The 15,914-nt window shown below is 44.2% G+C and carries 16 protein-coding genes, 1 tRNA gene and 1 pseudogene; 6 read left to right on the top strand and 12 right to left on the bottom strand.

Going from position 1 to position 15,914, the window contains the following annotated elements; genetic code table 11:
* Nucleotides 1-203: 203 nt before the first annotated feature.
* The 4 genes from gatB to RAM70_RS13455 form a co-directional block, all read right to left on the bottom strand.
* On the bottom strand, nucleotides 204-1,676 hold the full coding sequence (gatB, locus tag RAM70_RS13470) for an Asp-tRNA(Asn)/Glu-tRNA(Gln) amidotransferase subunit GatB (protein ID WP_312674160.1): 1,473 nt from the start codon (nucleotides 1,674-1,676) through the stop codon (nucleotides 204-206).
* A 497-nt stretch (nucleotides 1,677-2,173) separates the two neighbouring features.
* Nucleotides 2,174-2,551 (bottom strand): hypothetical protein, encoded by a 378-nt coding sequence (locus RAM70_RS13465; RefSeq protein WP_045356419.1) that lies wholly within the window; start codon nucleotides 2,549-2,551, stop codon nucleotides 2,174-2,176.
* Between the two features lie 42 nt (nucleotides 2,552-2,593).
* Nucleotides 2,594-3,481 carry an alpha/beta fold hydrolase gene (locus RAM70_RS13460; protein WP_312674158.1) on the bottom strand — a complete coding sequence of 296 codons (888 nt, stop codon included), beginning with the start codon at nucleotides 3,479-3,481 and terminating at the stop codon, nucleotides 2,594-2,596.
* Nucleotides 3,482-3,598: 117 nt separating this feature from the next.
* Nucleotides 3,599-4,306: an SIMPL domain-containing protein gene (locus RAM70_RS13455; protein ID WP_045356327.1), complete on the bottom strand. Its 708-nt coding sequence runs from the start codon at nucleotides 4,304-4,306 to the stop codon at nucleotides 3,599-3,601.
* A 334-nt stretch (nucleotides 4,307-4,640) separates the two neighbouring features.
* Between RAM70_RS13455 and RAM70_RS13450 the strand changes: the two genes are divergently transcribed.
* Entirely contained in the window at nucleotides 4,641-5,624 is a 984-nt protein-coding gene (locus tag RAM70_RS13450) for an RpnC/YadD family protein (protein ID WP_312674156.1), read from the top strand.
* 207 nt (nucleotides 5,625-5,831) lie between these two features.
* Here RAM70_RS13450 and RAM70_RS13445 read toward each other — a convergent pair whose 3' ends face one another.
* Entirely contained in the window at nucleotides 5,832-6,479 is a 648-nt protein-coding gene (locus RAM70_RS13445) for a PEP-CTERM sorting domain-containing protein (protein WP_045356323.1), read from the bottom strand.
* 249 nt (nucleotides 6,480-6,728) lie between these two features.
* Here RAM70_RS13445 and RAM70_RS13440 point away from each other — a divergent pair, with 249 nt between their 5' ends.
* Entirely contained in the window at nucleotides 6,729-7,331 is a 603-nt protein-coding gene (locus RAM70_RS13440; protein WP_045356321.1) for a Uma2 family endonuclease, read from the top strand.
* Nucleotides 7,332-7,452: 121 nt separating this feature from the next.
* Here the strand turns inward: RAM70_RS13440 and murA are convergent, their stop codons facing one another.
* Nucleotides 7,453-8,766 carry a UDP-N-acetylglucosamine 1-carboxyvinyltransferase gene (gene murA, locus RAM70_RS13435; protein WP_312674155.1) on the bottom strand — a complete coding sequence of 438 codons (1,314 nt, stop codon included), beginning with the start codon at nucleotides 8,764-8,766 and terminating at the stop codon, nucleotides 7,453-7,455.
* Between the two features lie 191 nt (nucleotides 8,767-8,957).
* Between murA and RAM70_RS13430 the strand changes: the two genes are divergently transcribed.
* Together RAM70_RS13430 and RAM70_RS13425 are read left to right on the top strand one after the other, a co-directional pair.
* Nucleotides 8,958-9,041 (top strand) — tRNA-Leu (locus RAM70_RS13430).
* 62 nt (nucleotides 9,042-9,103) lie between these two features.
* Nucleotides 9,104-9,892: a TrmH family RNA methyltransferase gene (locus tag RAM70_RS13425; RefSeq protein WP_288000015.1), complete on the top strand. Its 789-nt coding sequence runs from the start codon at nucleotides 9,104-9,106 to the stop codon at nucleotides 9,890-9,892.
* A gap of 20 nt (nucleotides 9,893-9,912) precedes the next feature.
* Here RAM70_RS13425 and RAM70_RS22980 read toward each other — a convergent pair.
* The 5 genes and pseudogenes from RAM70_RS22980 to RAM70_RS13395 all read right to left on the bottom strand — a co-directional run bounded on the left by RAM70_RS22980 (nucleotide 9,913) and on the right by RAM70_RS13395 (nucleotide 13,306).
* Nucleotides 9,913-10,790, bottom strand: a pseudogene (locus RAM70_RS22980) (TIGR02391 family protein).
* A 153-nt stretch (nucleotides 10,791-10,943) separates the two neighbouring features.
* Entirely contained in the window at nucleotides 10,944-11,129 is a 186-nt protein-coding gene (locus RAM70_RS13410; protein ID WP_312674151.1) for a hypothetical protein, read from the bottom strand.
* 1 nt (nucleotide 11,130) lies between these two features.
* Nucleotides 11,131-11,697 (bottom strand): ATPase, encoded by a 567-nt coding sequence (locus RAM70_RS13405; protein WP_312674149.1) that lies wholly within the window; start codon nucleotides 11,695-11,697, stop codon nucleotides 11,131-11,133.
* A gap of 155 nt (nucleotides 11,698-11,852) precedes the next feature.
* Nucleotides 11,853-12,341 (bottom strand): DUF29 domain-containing protein, encoded by a 489-nt coding sequence (locus tag RAM70_RS13400; protein ID WP_312674148.1) that lies wholly within the window; start codon nucleotides 12,339-12,341, stop codon nucleotides 11,853-11,855.
* Between the two features lie 272 nt (nucleotides 12,342-12,613).
* Nucleotides 12,614-13,306, bottom strand: coding sequence for a Crp/Fnr family transcriptional regulator (locus RAM70_RS13395; protein WP_045356417.1), 693 nt, complete (start codon nucleotides 13,304-13,306; stop codon nucleotides 12,614-12,616).
* Between the two features lie 354 nt (nucleotides 13,307-13,660).
* Between RAM70_RS13395 and RAM70_RS13390 the strand changes: the two genes are divergently transcribed.
* Together RAM70_RS13390 and RAM70_RS13385 are read left to right on the top strand one after the other, a co-directional pair.
* Nucleotides 13,661-13,849, top strand: coding sequence for a hypothetical protein (locus RAM70_RS13390; protein ID WP_002737442.1), 189 nt, complete (start codon nucleotides 13,661-13,663; stop codon nucleotides 13,847-13,849).
* Entirely contained in the window at nucleotides 13,834-14,130 is a 297-nt protein-coding gene (locus RAM70_RS13385; RefSeq protein ID WP_045356305.1) for a type II toxin-antitoxin system RelE/ParE family toxin, read from the top strand. Before RAM70_RS13390 ends, RAM70_RS13385 begins: the two co-directional genes overlap by 16 nt.
* Nucleotides 14,131-14,345: 215 nt before the next feature.
* Here the strand turns inward: RAM70_RS13385 and RAM70_RS13380 are convergent, their stop codons facing one another.
* On the bottom strand, nucleotides 14,346-15,797 hold the full coding sequence (locus RAM70_RS13380; RefSeq protein ID WP_312674140.1) for a GTP-binding protein: 1,452 nt from the start codon (nucleotides 15,795-15,797) through the stop codon (nucleotides 14,346-14,348).
* Between the last annotated feature and the right edge of the window lie 117 nt (nucleotides 15,798-15,914).

Raw genomic sequence — 15,914 nt, 5'->3', positions numbered from 1 at the left:
GTTATCAGTTATCAGTTATCAGTTATCAGTTATCAGTTATCAGTTATCAGTTATCAGTTACCAGTTACCAGTTATCAGATTTGAGTTTTAAGTTCACTGATTACTGTTTACTGTTTACTGGACGGCTACGCCGTGCCTTTGGCAACATTGAAAAAAAGCTCCCCACTGATTACTGATTACTGTTTACTGATCACTGAATATAACTAACCAGAAAGTTTTTGATCTAAGATTTGGCTAGTTAATTTAGGATCGGCTTTACCGCCGCTTTTTTTCATGACTTGACCGACAAAAAATCCCTTAAGATTGGTTTTACCCGCCCGGAATTTTTCTAACTCGCTTGGATGGGCGGCGATAATTTCCTCGATCAGTTTTTCGATCGCAGAAGTGTCAGAAATTTGTATTAATCCTTTCTTTTCCACCAGCGCTTTTGGTGAACCGCCTTGGCTGAGAAGTTCGGGTAAAATTTCCTTAGCAATTTTGCCACTAATTGTTCCCGTTTCAATCAGTTTAACTAATTCGGCTAAGTCTGATGCTTGCAGGGCAATTTCCGTGATTGTCAGCTTATTATTATTCAAATAAGCGGCGATATCTTGACTGATCCAGTTAGCGACTAATTTCGCATTTGCCCCCGCAATTACGGCAGTTTCAAAATATTCGGCCACGGTGCGATCATCGGTTAAAACCCTGGCATCGTAGGGGGAAAGACCAAATTCTTCTTCATAACGAAGACGTTTACGAGCGGGTAATTCTGGTAATTCTTCCGCCCAAGCTTTTAACTGTTCGGGGGAGACTTCTAGGGGGGGTAAATCCGGTTCGGGAAAATAGCGATAATCGCTAGAACCTTCTTTTTTCCGCATACTAATCGTCCGCTGAGTAGCTTCTTCCCAAAGACGGGTTTCCTGTACGATCAATTCCCCATTTTTGATCGCTTCAATTTGTCGATCGATCTCGTATTCTATGGCTTTTTGGATAGCACTAAAGGAGTTCATATTTTTAATTTCTACCTTAGTCCCGAACTTTTCAGTGCCTTTTTTACGAACGGAAATATTGACATCGCAGCGCAGGGAACCCTCCTGCATATTGCCGTCACTGATGCCGAGATAACGCACTAAACGCCGTAATTCTTGGGCATATTCCGCCGCTTCGGCCCCGGTGCGTAAATCCGGTTCCGAGACGATTTCCAATAATGGTACACCTGTACGATTAAAATCCACGAGGGAATGGGTGGAACCGGAGAGACGTTCGCTGCCAGCATGAACCAGTTTTCCCGCGTCTTCTTCCATGTGCAGACGGGTAATGCCGATAATTTTGCGGCTAACTTCCTTAGTTTTTTTATCGACGATCTCGATTTCTAGTTGACCCTGTTCGACAATAGGGAGATCATACTGGGAAATTTGATAATTTTTCGGCAGGTCGGGATAAAAATACTGTTTGCGATCGAATTTGCTATGAGGTGTGATTTTACCATCGATAGCTAATCCCAGTTTAACGGCACTGGCCAGGACTTCTTGGTTAAGGACGGGTAATACCCCCGGATAACCCAAACAGACGGGACAGACGTTAGTATTGGGGGGACTATCGAAGTTGGTGGGACAGGAACAAAATATCTTGCTTTTGGTGTTGAGTTGACAGTGGGTTTCTAAACCGATAATTGCTTCGTATTCAGTGGCAGACATATTTTCTCGCTCTCGCCGACACAGGAATGATCTGTTTACTCATTATAGTCGCGATTCTGGAGCATTCCCTCCCTTCAAAAAACTTAATACTGTAGTTAATAATAACTCTAGGCAGCCTGAATATAACTGAAAAAAGATAATTTATCCAACCAATGTACGCCATTATTTTTGATTTTATCAAAGGCATAAGATACATAGGTCGAGTTCGTAAATATTCTGATTGACTGGTAGCATTTGAAATGCCTACACAGCAAGCAGCCGACAAAATTAGCCAATTGTCAATAGCCTTTGAGATGCCTTTACCCTGACCCCGGAGGAGTCGGTAAGTACCTAAGCAAAATTAATTACACATATCTACCCCCCCTTGCCTCTTGCCTCCTGCCTTTTGCCTTTCTTCACTAGGAAATTTATTTTGCACGACTACTTAGCTCTTCAAATCGACTCCAGTTTGTCCCCCTGGGATAATTTTAATCATGACTGTCCGCTAACAACCAGAATTATCGGTTAGAAAGAGCGCAGTTTCCCCGCGACCAACCCCATTCTTCCACTCCCACGGAAATTTGCGAACCGGGACGGACATCTCCTTTCGATAAGTCTATCAGAGTCACACTGACTGCGGCGAATAAACTGCCACGATAAATCGGTTGTCCTTTGTTGTTAGTATTTTTAAAACTAAGGCTAGAAACTTGGGGAGGTTGACCAGAACGCGTCCAGCGAATGCGTTCAAAACGTCCATTGAGAAATTCTGCCGAATAGGACCAACCGTTATTCATGCGACCTCGACAAAAAAGCTGTTGTGTGGCCACGGTAGCAGGAATATTGACAGATAAACTCAGAAGGCTGAATGCAGCGAGAGTGATCGGCAAAAATTTCATAAAAGTTGGCACCATAGGGTCAAATAATCCCATTATAAGTTCTTAGCTCGCAAATTTAACTATCGCGGCTGCGGTAAGTTCCGGTTTTTCGAGGTGGGGAACATGACCACAGCGAGGAATCCAGACCAGTTGATTATTGGGTAAGGCCTGCTGAAATATCTTCGCGTCTTTTGTGCCTAAGATTTGATCGTTTTCTCCCCAAATAATCAGCGTTTCTCGGTTTATTTGGCTTAATTTCGGCAAAAATGCCCCATAACCGCCACTTTTGGTAAAGGAGATTAAAGCCTCACTCCAGTGGGGACAATTCAGGTGCAGATTGGCACAGGTGCAAGCATCAACAGTGGCCAAAGTTGCATCAAAATAGGCAGTACGACTGATATTTTGACGCACGCGGGGATTGGCTAAAAAATTAGTTGCCCACTTATCGAGGGGAGAAAACATCAATTTACCCAAAACTGGGGGGTTAGCTAGTCCTGCGCTGTCAATCAGGACTAATTTTGCCACTATTTCTGGGTAGGAGAGGGCAAAATCTAGGGCCACTGCACCCCCCATGGAAGCACCGACTAAAATTATCGGTTTGGCGATCGCAGTTCTCCAGAAATGGTAAAGATGGCTTTTAATAGTTTTCGGAGATACTTGTAAATCTGGGTATCGCTCAGTAAAACCGAAGCCGAGTAGATCTATCGCCCAAGTTTCCCTATTTTGGGCGAGGAAAGGTAGTAAACGCCGAAATTCCAGCAGGGAACTATCAAAACCGTGCAGGAGGACAAAAGGCGGTTGACCTTGCCCTTGTTGACTATAGGTAGTTAGAATCGATCGAGGATAGATGGGGCTATCGATGGCAATTTGTTGGATATTTTCGAGGAGAGCAAGGGAGGTATCTTCACTCAATCCCTCCCTAACAGTGGGTAAAAAGTTGGGATAATTCACGGATGAGGGGGACAGTTTTTTCTAGAGTTTCCGAGCATCGGCGTTGATTTTATCAGCCTGTATCCAAGATTTCCGGTCAAAAAAACCCAGGCTGATAACTGATAGCTGAAAGTTATCTTAATAGCTAATTTCGAGGGTGACAGCAGCGCGCAGGGTTTGTTCCCCTCCGATAACCGGGCTACTGGCAGCATCGGCACTCCGAAAAACCGCTTCTGAGCGAGCTATTGGCACGGGATTACCTGTATTACCCACTTGGATAGAAACCGTTTCTTTCGGCACTAAACCGAGGGCTTGTAACACGATTGTCGCCTGTTCTCTAGCTTGTTCCGTGGCTTTGATGAGAGCGGTTCTTTGGGCGGCTGCGATCGCTGATTCTCCAGCAGTAAAACTGACCCCATCGATGCGTGTTGCCCCGACTTTCACCGCTTCATCGATTAAAATCCCCGCTTGGGCTATATCAACCTGAAAACTAATCAAATTAGCCCCGATATAACCGATTAAACGTCTTTGATTGTTGCTGAAGTCGTAATTGGGCTGTAAACTAATGCCGGTGGTTTCCAATTTTTCCACTTGACGGGAACGGAGAAATTTAACCACCGCATCGCTACGATTGGCGGTTTCCCGCTGCACCTTACCCGCTTCTTTGCCTTGAATTTCTACCCCTAAGCGCACTATTGCTTGAGAAGTGGCGATATTTTCTATTCCTTCTCCCGTTACGGTAATTGTCCTCAATTCTCTTTCGTTTGCGTAACTAGGCATAACTAATCCGGTGTTGATGAGGATAAGGGACAGCAAAAAAGCCAAGCAAAATTTTCTGTAATTCATGAAAAATCCGTAGCGATCGATACTATATTTCGATTCTAGCCTTTATTTTGGGCAATTGATCGCAAGATTATCCCTTTTCTGTCACTTTCGGAATATTAGCGACTAAGCTCTGGGAACTTGAGAAGGGGCCTTTAAGCAATGAGTGTGAAGAACCACAGAGACACAAAGAACACAAAGACCGATCGCTATTATATAAGTTAAACTTGTTACACAAAGAATAAGAGATCCGATTGGTTCGCACACTGGTGCTGTTGATTAAAAAGATAAATTCTCAAAACTTGCTATGATCTGACAAGATTATTATTGTACTTTCTCGGCTTAATTATCCCCTGCAATGACTCGCCAAATTCACGACCAATTTGCCAAGGAATATTTAGAAGAACTCTTAGGGTCTCTGGGAACGATTAAAAAGAGCAAGAAAGTCAAGAGTGAAGTTCAAGAAATCGATGTCTGGTTTGAACCAGACAGTTCAGCATCAAGGACTGAATTACCCTTGGGCTTACTCGCTAAAATGGCGGCGACTTGCTGCTTATTTGAACCCTTCCGTAATCCTCCCTCCGAGGTAGAGATTCGCAGTTGCATCTCAAAGTTATATGCGGTTCATGGCGAGGTCTTGAGGAAGGCGAAACGGACAAACAAAACTCTAACTGAAGCTGAACTACCAGTTCTCTGGATTTTAACGCCTACTTTTTCGGCGAGAATGATTGAAGAAGTCGTGGGAATCCCCCCTTCATTCCTACCAGAAGAGGGGATGAAAGAGGAGTGGGGAAAAGGAGTTTATTTTTCCCCTAGCCTGTTCAAAACAGGAATTGTCGCCATCCATCAATTACCAGTCAATGAGGAGACTTTATGGTTGAGGGTGCTAGGAAAAGGAGGGACACAGAAACGAGCAGTAGAAGAATTAGTGCAATTGCCTGAAGGTAATCCTTTCCAAGAGAATTTACTGGAAATTCTGGCCAACTGGCGCAAGAGTTTGGAATTAAGAGATAATTTAAGTGCCGAAGAACAGGAGGACATTATGAACCTATCACCAGCTTATTTACAACAACGAGAAGAGTGGAAACAAGAAGGGATACAAGAAGGGATACAACGAGGGATACAAGAAGGGATGCAAGAAGGGATACAACGAGGCAGTTTAGAAGAACGGTATTCCCTGATAACCAGTCTTCTGGAAGGACGCTTTGGCAGCCTAGATGCAGAATTATCTGGTCTGGTGGAACAGATTGCCCAACTTCCCATCTCCGAACGCACCGGGTTACTTCTTTCTCTGGCTAATTTATCTCGCTCAGAACTGTTAGAAAGATTCAGGGAAAATTAAACTTTCAATCCCCCTAAGCTAGGAAAAACTATCCCCAAGCATTAATGGTAGTTTGTCGGCTGAATTATGCTCAAATCTTGCTTGCGGATAGAAAACGGGTTTCTCCGAGAAACCCGTTTTCTGTGCGTTACTCAACGGATTTAGTATGACAACTGATAAAAACCCCTCTAATTAATGAAAGGGAATTGTCGGATTTTATTGATGGTATTAGGAGACTTTTGTGGTTTCTTTTTCTGAGGATTTGGAGGATTTCAATTGGCGCTTGAGGGTTGAAGCTGCGCCGAGAGTGCCGAGGACGAGGAGACTGAGGGTTGAGGTGGGTTCAGGCACTAGCATAGTACCGGTGTTGGTATTGGTAAAAGAGAAGCTCAGGTCATTGTAATTAAATGGACCATTAAACAGATCTTCAAAGCTGACTAAAGTTTTGTTTGGCATCCAGTTTTCTTGCACTCTGGCATGAGTCTTGTTGTCTGGATTTCGGCTAGCGGGTCCGGTAAAAAAGTTATTCCCTGTATTTTGGACAAACAGTCGGAATATCAATTCAGCACCGATAGAAAAAGAACCTAATGATACCGTACTACCCACTGTCGAAGAGAGATTATTGAAGATAAAAAGATCGTTAGAAAAATCTCCATCGTCACCAGGGTTGCCTAATCCATCAAGCATTAAGTACAAACTGTTGCTGAACGAGGCAGAATTGCCCTCATAAGTCGCTATTACTGGAGAAGTATTACTTACCAACACTTTTATCCCTTCAGTGCCTGGGGATGCTATGGGAAAGGAATATGCCGCCATCGGAGCGGAGACAACCGCCCCAAAAACTGCTCCTAGTGAGAAATACCAAACGTGATTCATTATCTTTCTCCTGTGTTAACTTTACAGTGTTAATTTCACGTCCGTATGATACACATTACCCCCCCCCGAACTGTATTCTAAGCTACATTTTTATAAATATTTACATTCCTCTCCGTCAGGCTTCTTTGGCAACGATAAGAGCGATCGCCTTCTATCTTTTAGTAGTCAATAATGCCGATGACTAGAGCTAAGTTAAGATTGAAGGGCATTCAGTTGTTAATTCGTGTAATTCTTGAGTAGGGCGAAAATATGACGACACTACTTGTGCAAGCGACCTCGGCTCCTTTGATGATTGATCTTCCTTGGATTATGCCGATGACGGAGGAGCAATTTTATGAATTTTGTTTAGCCAATCGGGATTTACGCATTGAACGCAGCGCTAGTGGAGAAGTGATCGTTATGCCCCCTGCTTTTTCAGATACGGGTAATCGCAATCTTAATATAGCTGTGCAACTGGGGAACTGGTCAGAACTAGATGGAACGGGGCTTGGGTTTGATTCCAGTGCGGGTTTTACGCTGCCCAATGGTGCGACTCGTTCACCCGATGCTGCTTGGATTAAATTAGAACGCTGGAATGCTTTAACAGAAAAACAAAAAGCCTCTTTTGCCCCCATCTGTCCCGATTTTGTCATTGAATTACGTTCTGCTAGTGATACAGTATCCAGTTTGCAGAAAAAGATGGAAGAATATATTGCCAATGGTACTTTATTGGGTTGGTTAATAGATCGCCAAAATCGCCAAGTCTATATTTATCGTCCCCATCAAGAACCGGAGATTTTAAATGCTCCTGAAACCATTAGTGGTGATCCAGAATTGCCGGGGTTTGTATTAGTAATGGCTAAGATTTGGTAAATGCGATCGCTGATGAAAGGTTCCGTCAATATAGAACAACTAAGCACGATTAACGCTGTTCTATCGGTGTTGCTCACGGGAATCCTCAACACTGATAGAACAGCGATAACTAATCATCCTCTTAAGATTGGGTCAGGGTAGCCAATTCTGAGGCCAAAGGATCAACCCGGCGTAAATTTGCCCCTAATGCTCTTAATTTACCCTCTAAATTATCGTAACCTCGATCGAGGTGATGGAGTCCCTGCACAATAGTAGTCCCCCGGGCTGCCAATCCCGCCACCACCAAAGCTGCCGAAGCGCGTAGATCCGTGGCCATCACCGGTGCCCCGGAGAGGAAAGGCACACCGCGCACTAAGGCCACATTTCCTTTGACCTTGATATCTGCTCCCAGACGCTTTAATTCGGCCACATGACGCAGACGGTTTTCAAAAACCGTCTCATTAACCACACTACTGCCCTCGGCTAAAGTTAATAGAGCCATAAATTGGGCCTGCATATCCGTGGGAAAACCGGGATAGGGCAGGGTTTCCATATCGGTGGCTTTTAAGTCTCTAGGGATAATCCGGAGACGATTGGGACCATCTTCCACCACTTCCGGACCGATTTCGTGCAGTTTGGCAATTACCGAAGCTAAATGGCTGGGAATCACGGGATAAAGACTAATTTCCGAGCGGGTAATCGCCCCAGCTATCAGTAAAGTCCCGGCTTCAATGCGATCGGGAATGATACTGTAATCGGTACTGTGCAGACGGGAAACTCCCTCGATGACAATTGTATTGGTCCCGGCACCGCGAATTTTTGCCCCCATGGAAACACAAAAATCGGCTAAATCAATCACCTCTGGCTCCTGGGCCGCATTACCGAGAATGGTTTCCCCTTCCGCTAAAGTCGCCGCCATCATTAGGGTTTCCGTCGCTCCCACACTGGGATAATCCAGATAAATATTCGCCCCTTTCAGACAACCATTACCCTTAACGCGGGCGTGTACCATGCCCCGATCAATTAATACATCTGCACCCATTGACTGTAGGCCCCTAACGTGCAGATCCACTGGTCTGGCCCCAATGGCGCAGCCGCCGGGAAGGGGAACTTTTGCTTCTCCTAAACGGGCTAAAATCGGTCCAATGGCAAAAAAACTGGCTCGCAACTGGGAGACGAGATCGTAGGGTGCTTGAGCTTGTTGGAGGTCTCTGCCATCAATCTCTAGTCTATCTCCAGTGCGACGGACTTGCACGCCCAAAGCCGAGAGAATTTGACTCATCCGCTCGATATCGGCTAGGGCTGGTACATTACTAATCTGGCACTCGTCGGAGCAGAGTAAAGCCCCCGCCATAATCACTAGAGCGGCATTTTTGGCACCACTGATCTTAACTTCACCCTTGAGAGAGTGACGACCTTGAATTTCTAAATAGGGATGCTCGGTATCGATGGTCATAGGATGATTCATTTATCTTGGTTGGGAGTCTTGGCTAAGGAAAGCTTCAGCAAAATGAGACTGCATTTTATCAGATTTTTGAGGAAATTATTCGTGATTCTACCCCGAAAAGCGATTTTTGTCTTAATTATCTCAACTATCTTGACTTATGGATTGTCCGATAGTATAATAAAAGATTGTGAAAGAAGAATGCGGAACTGGCGGAATTGGTAGACGCGCTAGATTCAGGTTCTAGTGTCTGCAAAGACTTTCGGGTTCAAGTCCCGAGTTCCGCATTATCTCCCTCAAGACGCAGTTGTTTAGGGTAGCCCTAGCGGGGTGAAAAATCCGATTGGCTATGATTAGCAGTGTTCAAAACCCTTTAATCAAGCAAATTCGCAAGCTACACCGCACTAGAGAGCGACAGGAGCAGAATTTGTCCTTAATTGAGGGAACGCACTTACTAGAGACGGCTTTAGCCCTGAATTGTTCCCTAGAGACGGTTTGTTATACTGAAAAGTGGCGGCAAAGACAGGGACAATTAGCAGAGAAGCTTCAAAATCAAGCCAAACGAGTCGAGATAGTTTCCCCAGAAGTCCTCGCTTCCCTAGCAACAACGGTTAATCCCGATGGTGTGATTGCCACTATTTCCCGTCATCACCTTCATCCAGTCCCCCAAAATCCGCTACAATTGGGCTTAGTTTTGGAAAGATTGCAGGATCCGGGTAATCTCGGCACTATTATCCGCACTGCCGTGGCTACAGAGGTACAGGGTATTTGGTTAAGTCTCGATAGCGTCGAAATCGATAACCCCAAAGTGATCCGCAGTTCGGCCGGGGAATGGTTTCGATCGCCCCTGGTGGTAGAATCGGATTTATCGGCTTTAGTGAAAAAATATCAAGCACAGGGGGTAAAAGCGATCGCGACTTTACCCACAGCCACCAAAAGCCATTGGGAGATTGATTTTACCCGTCCGACTTTAATATTATTAGGCAATGAAGGAGCCGGTTTATCACCCCAATTAGCGGCTTTAGCCGATGAAACGGTGAAAATTCCCCTCTTTGGTGGTGTGGAATCTTTAAATGTTGCGATCGCTACTGCTGTCATCCTCTACGAAGCTAGAAGACAATTATCGGTGAATATTTAAACCAGACAAGAATTAGAGATTTATGTATTCTCGTTTTCTGTCTCCCAATCTAAATTATCTAGCATCTTCAACAATAAATTAATGAATACGATAATTTCTCCACCCTCCTCTGGTTTAGGATCGATGAATCGATGAGCGTAACGGTTACGAAAAAGCTTCATTGTACCCGAATATAAATCACGGTATGCCTCTAATTCTTCTGATGGAAGCTTATCTTTTTGTACAGATTTATTGCTTCCAAAAATTAGGTTAACAATACCATTACCCGTGGCTTTTTGATTAATATTATCAATATTTCCCAGTTTCCTCATGCGGTCTTCTAAAACCACTGTCGCATTGCGAATCGCAGTATCCCACGCTTTTGGATTATCTCCACCCGCACTCACAGAAAAACGGACTCTCTCCCATAGTTCGGAGTCTAAATGTTCAACTTCAGTCAAGGGAATTAGATGAGGAATAGCCGAGCGATTGGGTTCGTCAAAGTTAGAATCAACCGCTTCATAAGCTTTTCCTGTTAGAGCGCCTTTGTATTGATGCTGGCTTTTTTGTTGCCACTTAAGTAGGTAGGCGTTAAAAATTATCAGACACCACCCTTATCAAGGGTAGGGTTGATTCATGAATCAACCCTACCTTATCAAGGGGAGCAGGGGGGATCGAACCTAAAATCCATTTTTAATTTAATTATAACGAGCTACTTAATATAACCATATTCTTCTAATATATCGAAGGTTGCGAATTCGACCTCAGGACAGCTATCAGAACCCGTGTAATTTGGCCAACTAGGACCTCCGAAAACCTGACAACCCCACAAAATATTGTCCTCGGCGGGAAAATAACCAGCCCGTACTCCTTCAACTATCCATCGCAAAAGGTTTTTTCGTTTTTCTGTTAAGGTCATATTTATACCTCGAAAGGTAAAGAACAGTACTATTATACTATGTGCTTTTGATTTTCGTAACGGGAATTTGCTAAAACCGACATCTATATAAATCCCTCGGATAGGTGAAACTGTTTCTATGAATAGTGCAATTTGAGACAGTCAACCAATTTTTTACACTTCCGTTTTTTTGGCAGATTTTGGCGGAATTTGCGCGGCTGTTAAGGTGAAAATTTGGCCATCTTTGAAAATGCTGATAGATTCTCCTAAGAGACGGTGTCTCTCAATTGCTTCTGCGATTGCGACTCTAACACCTGTATCGATTTTCTGATGCAGTTCCGTTAAGGTGGGTTCAGTCATTTTAGTTTCTGGTAATGATTCGGAAGGTGTCTGGGTTATAAATAATAGGAGGTTGATTAAATCCTAACGCAGCAACTAAGTGCGGTTCATCCCCAGAATTATCATAGATAATCCAAGTATCGCATAAAGGTAAATACAACTGCATGAGGTTAATACGTCCCCGCTCATAACGACGACGAACCACATCTTCAGGAATATTATGACCGCCACTGGCTACCCTTCTGTGAACTCTCTGTAAAGCTAATTCTGGACTTTGTAGCCAAAAATAAATAAGATTGAGCCTATAGCCAGAACTGCGACAGTCTCTCAAAAAACGGGCAAAATGTCGGGCTGCCAGGGTGCTTTCAAAGGCAAAATCTATTCCTTGGCACTTCAGTGTTACCAACCTTTCTAACATCAACCGTCCTGCTTGGATAGCAACCGACTCAGGATTAAAAGGTGAGAGTCCGGCGGCAATTTCATCGGCGTTAACGTACTCGATAACGCCTAAAAAGTTGGGTAAAATTTTTTTAGCGACGGTGGTTTTCCCGGAACCATTGGGGCCACCAATTAGATAAACGTCAGACATGAGGGAAAAGCTCGTCCTCCAGATTATTTTGAGATAACCTCGAACTAAGTCGCTGATTATAATTAAATTGAAGATAGATTTTGGTTTCGATCCCCCCTTAATAAGGGGGGTTTTTGACAGTTTTTAACATCTAACTATTTAAGTATCAGTGGCTCTCAAATTTCCGTAAGAAAAGGTGCGATATCGATGGGGAACCAATCCCCATCTAATACTTGTTCGAGAGTGAATATAGACTCTAGGGGAATTATATTTTTATCGACAATTCTCCCATCAATTAGGGTTTGTCTTGCGTCTGAATAGGCCTCCCCAAAGGAATTAATGGCATGATTTTTTAGCGTTTGGGTTTTGATCTTTTTTTTCAGTTGCACTCGAAAAGTGGCTATCTCTCCCAGCCAATGACGTGCGTTTCGTTCTCTTTCCGCTGCCCAATAACTCAGTTTCAAAAGATGGATTAATAGTTGAGTTAATAAACTTTCGACGGCCTGGCGCTCGCTTCTCCCCATGCACTCCACTTCCTCGATCAGATTTTCCCAGTCCACTCTGTCAAACTCTTTTCGCTTTAAAAGTTCGGCGGTTTTTTCTGTCCAGAGAACAAAATCTTCCTCGTAGAGAACGGAGAGGGATGGCGGGGTTTGTGCGGTCATAATAGATTTCTGGGGTTGCTGATTGGCGATGGGAATCTGCTTGTGTGGGGTTTTTAAAACCTAGAGCCAAAGTAAGTAGCTGGTTATAATTAAATTAAAAATGGATTTTAGGTTTGATCCCCCCTGCCACCCCTTGATAAGGGGGGTGCTGATCCCCCCTTAGTCCCCCCTTAATAAGGGGGGTATCTGATGATTTTTAACGCCTACCTACTTAACTTTTGGATAGGATGCACGGTTGGCAAGTAGCTTGAGTCAGCAACACCGCAGAAAAATTAATTCTGACTCAAAAATAAGCTGGGCAATCCGATAAGATTATCCTGCTTAAAAAAGATCGAATTTTGTTGTCGCAATTTACCGATTAATCTTGTTACTGTGACTCTGGTAGTGCCGATGGCGCTGGCAATTTGAGCGTGAGTTAGGGGATAGGGAAGATAATAGCCTTCTACACAGGGTTGACCGTATTCTTCCAATAATATAACCAAGAACCCCATTAATCGATCGAGGGAGCGTTTTTGACCGAGAATACTCAACCAAAATAACTTACGCTGGTATTGATGGCGAAAAGTTTCCATAACAGCCGATCGCAATTGCGGCCATTTTTCTAGGTCTTCCCAGTATAACCAGACTAACTCGGTTCCGTCTAGATGAGCTTGGGCTTGTAATTGAAAGGGAAATTGAGAAACAATCTCAAAAGGTTGACCTGCACCCACAAAACCAAGAAATACTTCCTCACTATCGGCCATAGGTAGTTGACGGGAGGATTTTTGGTCAATAACGTTAACTTGTGCCTTACCAACAATACGAATCGCCCCAGATTCGACAAAGTATAATAGCCCGGGGCGCGTGGCTACTTTTTCATCTTTGGCAAAGGTATGGTTACGATAATGGGATTTTGCCCAGTTAAAGATTTCTGTTTCTTGACCGATTAAGGGTATAAAATCCGACGAAGGAACCGAAGAAGACATTAAAATTAATAACCCACTGGGGCGTTGAGGGAACTGTAAACTAATGTAACAAAAAATTGCTGCGATTGGGGGGGGTCTTGTGGCCGCTAGATGGTTATCGGTCAATAATCCCTAAAAGTTGCGGGGATTGAGCAGATAGGAGAATTATTAAGTATTCTTAACAGTATCGCCGCCCCAATGTTACAAAAGCTAGATAATCACCTTATCTATTCTTAACTTTTTCTCGCTTTTCTGGGGACTATGGCATAAGATAGGATGCGTAACTATAATTTTCTATCCGATGATAGATGATAGATGATAGTTGATAGATAACTTAAATTTATACTTTTCCTTAAAAACTTCGGTCAAACTTGTATGAATAGCATTAGACAAAAAGTTGAATCCCTCTTGAATCAATTACCAGATGATTGTTCAATTGAAGATATTCAGTATCATTTATACGTTCTGGAGAAGGTGCGTCAAAGTTTGAACGCTGCCTCTCTGGAGAATACAATCCCCCAAGAAGAAGTTGAGGGTCTTTTAAACAAATGGCTGATCGAGTGAATTATCGCCTTGTCTGGTCGCCCAAAGCAATTGAAGACGTGGATGCGATCGCATCTTATATTAGTCGAGATTCCCCGTCCTACGCGGCGGCCGTCGTACGTCGAATTCTTGATATAAGCTATTCTTTAGAAAATTGTCCCCTAGAAGCGAAAAAATGCGCCGAATTTAACGATGATACCATCCGAGAAAAGTCTGCCTATGCCTACCGTCTGATCTATCAAATTCAAGGGGCGGTAGTTATTATAGCGGCGATCGTCCATAGCAAGCATTTCTTGGATTGATCGAGTCAGTGATCAGTGATCAGTTATCAGTTATCAGATTTGAGTTTTCAGTTCACAAGGGCCGAATCTAAAACCAAATTTGTTAAGCTAAAAGCTTTAATCTACTCAGTTTCTAGCCTTCTTTTTAGGTAGGAGAATTGCCAGATTCTTTCTGGGAGCCTATTGCCTGTTGCCTATTGCCTCTTGCCTTCAGTTCACTGATTACTGTTTACTGTTTACTGATCACTGAAAAGTCCCCCAACCCCCAATTTTGAGCCTAATTCCCGCTTAATCCGGTTGAGAATCGAGGTTTCATCGAGGGAATCGAGAATGCTGGCCACCACTGCCTTGGGGCCATCGGGTCCCCAGGTGGCCCCATTAGCGAGATAGGTTTTCGTCACTTGGCCGATCGCGTAACAGGATACACCGGCAACTCCCGCTTGAGTCAGGGCGATCGAAGTATAGGGAAGGAGAGAAATACCGCCAGTGGCAGGAATCGAGAGACCGAGTAATCCTTTTAGGGAACTTAAGCCCAAAACCGCTAAAAATTCGCTGGCACTAATGCCACCCATATTGAGGGCAATTTTTTGTAAAAGAGCGATCGCCCCCTGACGAGTTAAATCGATGCCGTATAAGCGAGAAAGAGCGAGAATCATGGCTAGATCGATGACTGCCCCCGTAAACAGATCCAACACCGTCACCGGATTGAGAGCGATCGCCGATGCTTTGATCATCACTGCTTTTTGAATCAATTGATTAGCGCCACGATCACGGATAGCCATTTTGCGGGCGACAATTTGCTCGTTTACCTCGTCCGCATACAGCATAGAATTGAGTGCTACGAGCGATTTACCCTCTCGCTCTAGAATTTCCAAAATTTTGAGTTTCAGAGCTTCTATCTGGGGTTTTCCGCGAAATCGTTGCGTTTTTAGCCGCCCATCCTGCCCTTTAACCGTCTCCGCCAGGAGGGGAGAGGCCGCCACCATAACAATCTCATCGGGGGAGAGTAATTCTTTCACCCGTTCTGAGGCGATTTTCTCATAGATAGCGAGGCGATCGACTTCCGGATACTGATCGATTTTATTAAAGACCAAAATCATCGGTTTTCCTGCTTCCCGCAACTTGGCCAGGGCGGAAAATTCCACTTTGGTCATATCACCGGAGATGATAAAAAGGATTAAATCCACCTGCTGCGCCACCTGACAGGCGAGAATTTCCCTCGTTTGCCCATCTACCTCATCAATACCGGGAGTATCAAGCAATTGCACCTGAGCATTACCCTGGCCGTTCAGGGTCAGACGCGCTAGATTGGGGAAAGTATCATCGCTGCTTAACTGCCAATTTACCCCTTTAATGGTGCGGGTAACTCCGTGTAGGGGACCGGTTGTAAAGATTTCTTGACCGACCAGAGCATTTAAAATCGAGGATTTTCCCCGGCCCACCAGTCCAAAAGCGGCAATTTGAATCAGGGATCGATCGAGTTTTTCTAGCAGGGCCACTAGGCGATCGATCTCCGCTTCTAGACCAATTTTCTCGATCGAGGTAAGATCGAGACGCTCAACAAGTTTGCCCAGAGAATTGCGCGCCTGATTATAGTTGAGTTCTTCTTGAATAGTGCCGACACCTCGAAGTGCTTGTTCTAGGTCTTCGGTATTCCAAGCTCGATCGAGGAACGGGTCAGAGGTCATTTCAGTTATCAGTTATCGGTTATCAGTGATTAAGTAGGTGGGTGTTAAAAATTGTCAGATACCCCCCTTATCAAGGGGGGATTAAGGGGGGATCAAGGGGGGATCAAGGGGGGATTT

The organism is Microcystis wesenbergii NRERC-220, assembly GCF_032027425.1.
Classification (GTDB): Bacteria; Cyanobacteriota; Cyanobacteriia; order Cyanobacteriales; family Microcystaceae; genus Microcystis; species Microcystis wesenbergii_A.
Note: the sequence above shows the minus strand (reverse complement) of the source record. Positions and strands in the feature narration are given on the sequence as shown.

What these genes read in the sequence shown, in the direction of transcription:
- RAM70_RS13445 (WP_045356323.1), bottom strand. Translation starts at nt 6,479, where the DNA reads ATGAATCACGTTTGGTATTTCTCACTAGGAGCAGTTTTTGGGGCGGTT.
- RAM70_RS13410 (WP_312674151.1), bottom strand. Translation starts at nt 11,129, where the DNA reads ATGACTGAACCCACCTTAACGGAACTGCATCAGAAAATCGATACAGGT.
- RAM70_RS13385 (WP_045356305.1), top strand. Translation starts at nt 13,834, where the DNA reads ATGGCTGATCGAGTGAATTATCGCCTTGTCTGGTCGCCCAAAGCAATT.
- RAM70_RS13450 (WP_312674156.1), top strand. Translation starts at nt 4,641, where the DNA reads ATGACTCGCCAAATTCACGACCAATTTGCCAAGGAATATTTAGAAGAA.
- murA (WP_312674155.1), bottom strand. Translation starts at nt 8,766, where the DNA reads ATGACCATCGATACCGAGCATCCCTATTTAGAAATTCAAGGTCGTCAC.
- RAM70_RS13425 (WP_288000015.1), top strand. Translation starts at nt 9,104, where the DNA reads ATGATTAGCAGTGTTCAAAACCCTTTAATCAAGCAAATTCGCAAGCTA.
- RAM70_RS13405 (WP_312674149.1), bottom strand. Translation starts at nt 11,697, where the DNA reads ATGTCTGACGTTTATCTAATTGGTGGCCCCAATGGTTCCGGGAAAACC.
- RAM70_RS13465 (WP_045356419.1), bottom strand. Translation starts at nt 2,551, where the DNA reads ATGAAATTTTTGCCGATCACTCTCGCTGCATTCAGCCTTCTGAGTTTA.
- RAM70_RS13390 (WP_002737442.1), top strand. Translation starts at nt 13,661, where the DNA reads ATGAATAGCATTAGACAAAAAGTTGAATCCCTCTTGAATCAATTACCA.
- RAM70_RS13400 (WP_312674148.1), bottom strand. Translation starts at nt 12,341, where the DNA reads ATGACCGCACAAACCCCGCCATCCCTCTCCGTTCTCTACGAGGAAGAT.
- RAM70_RS13380 (WP_312674140.1), bottom strand. Translation starts at nt 15,797, where the DNA reads ATGACCTCTGACCCGTTCCTCGATCGAGCTTGGAATACCGAAGACCTA.
- gatB (WP_312674160.1), bottom strand. Translation starts at nt 1,676, where the DNA reads ATGTCTGCCACTGAATACGAAGCAATTATCGGTTTAGAAACCCACTGT.
- RAM70_RS13395 (WP_045356417.1), bottom strand. Translation starts at nt 13,306, where the DNA reads ATGTCTTCTTCGGTTCCTTCGTCGGATTTTATACCCTTAATCGGTCAA.
- RAM70_RS13455 (WP_045356327.1), bottom strand. Translation starts at nt 4,306, where the DNA reads ATGAATTACAGAAAATTTTGCTTGGCTTTTTTGCTGTCCCTTATCCTC.
- RAM70_RS13440 (WP_045356321.1), top strand. Translation starts at nt 6,729, where the DNA reads ATGACGACACTACTTGTGCAAGCGACCTCGGCTCCTTTGATGATTGAT.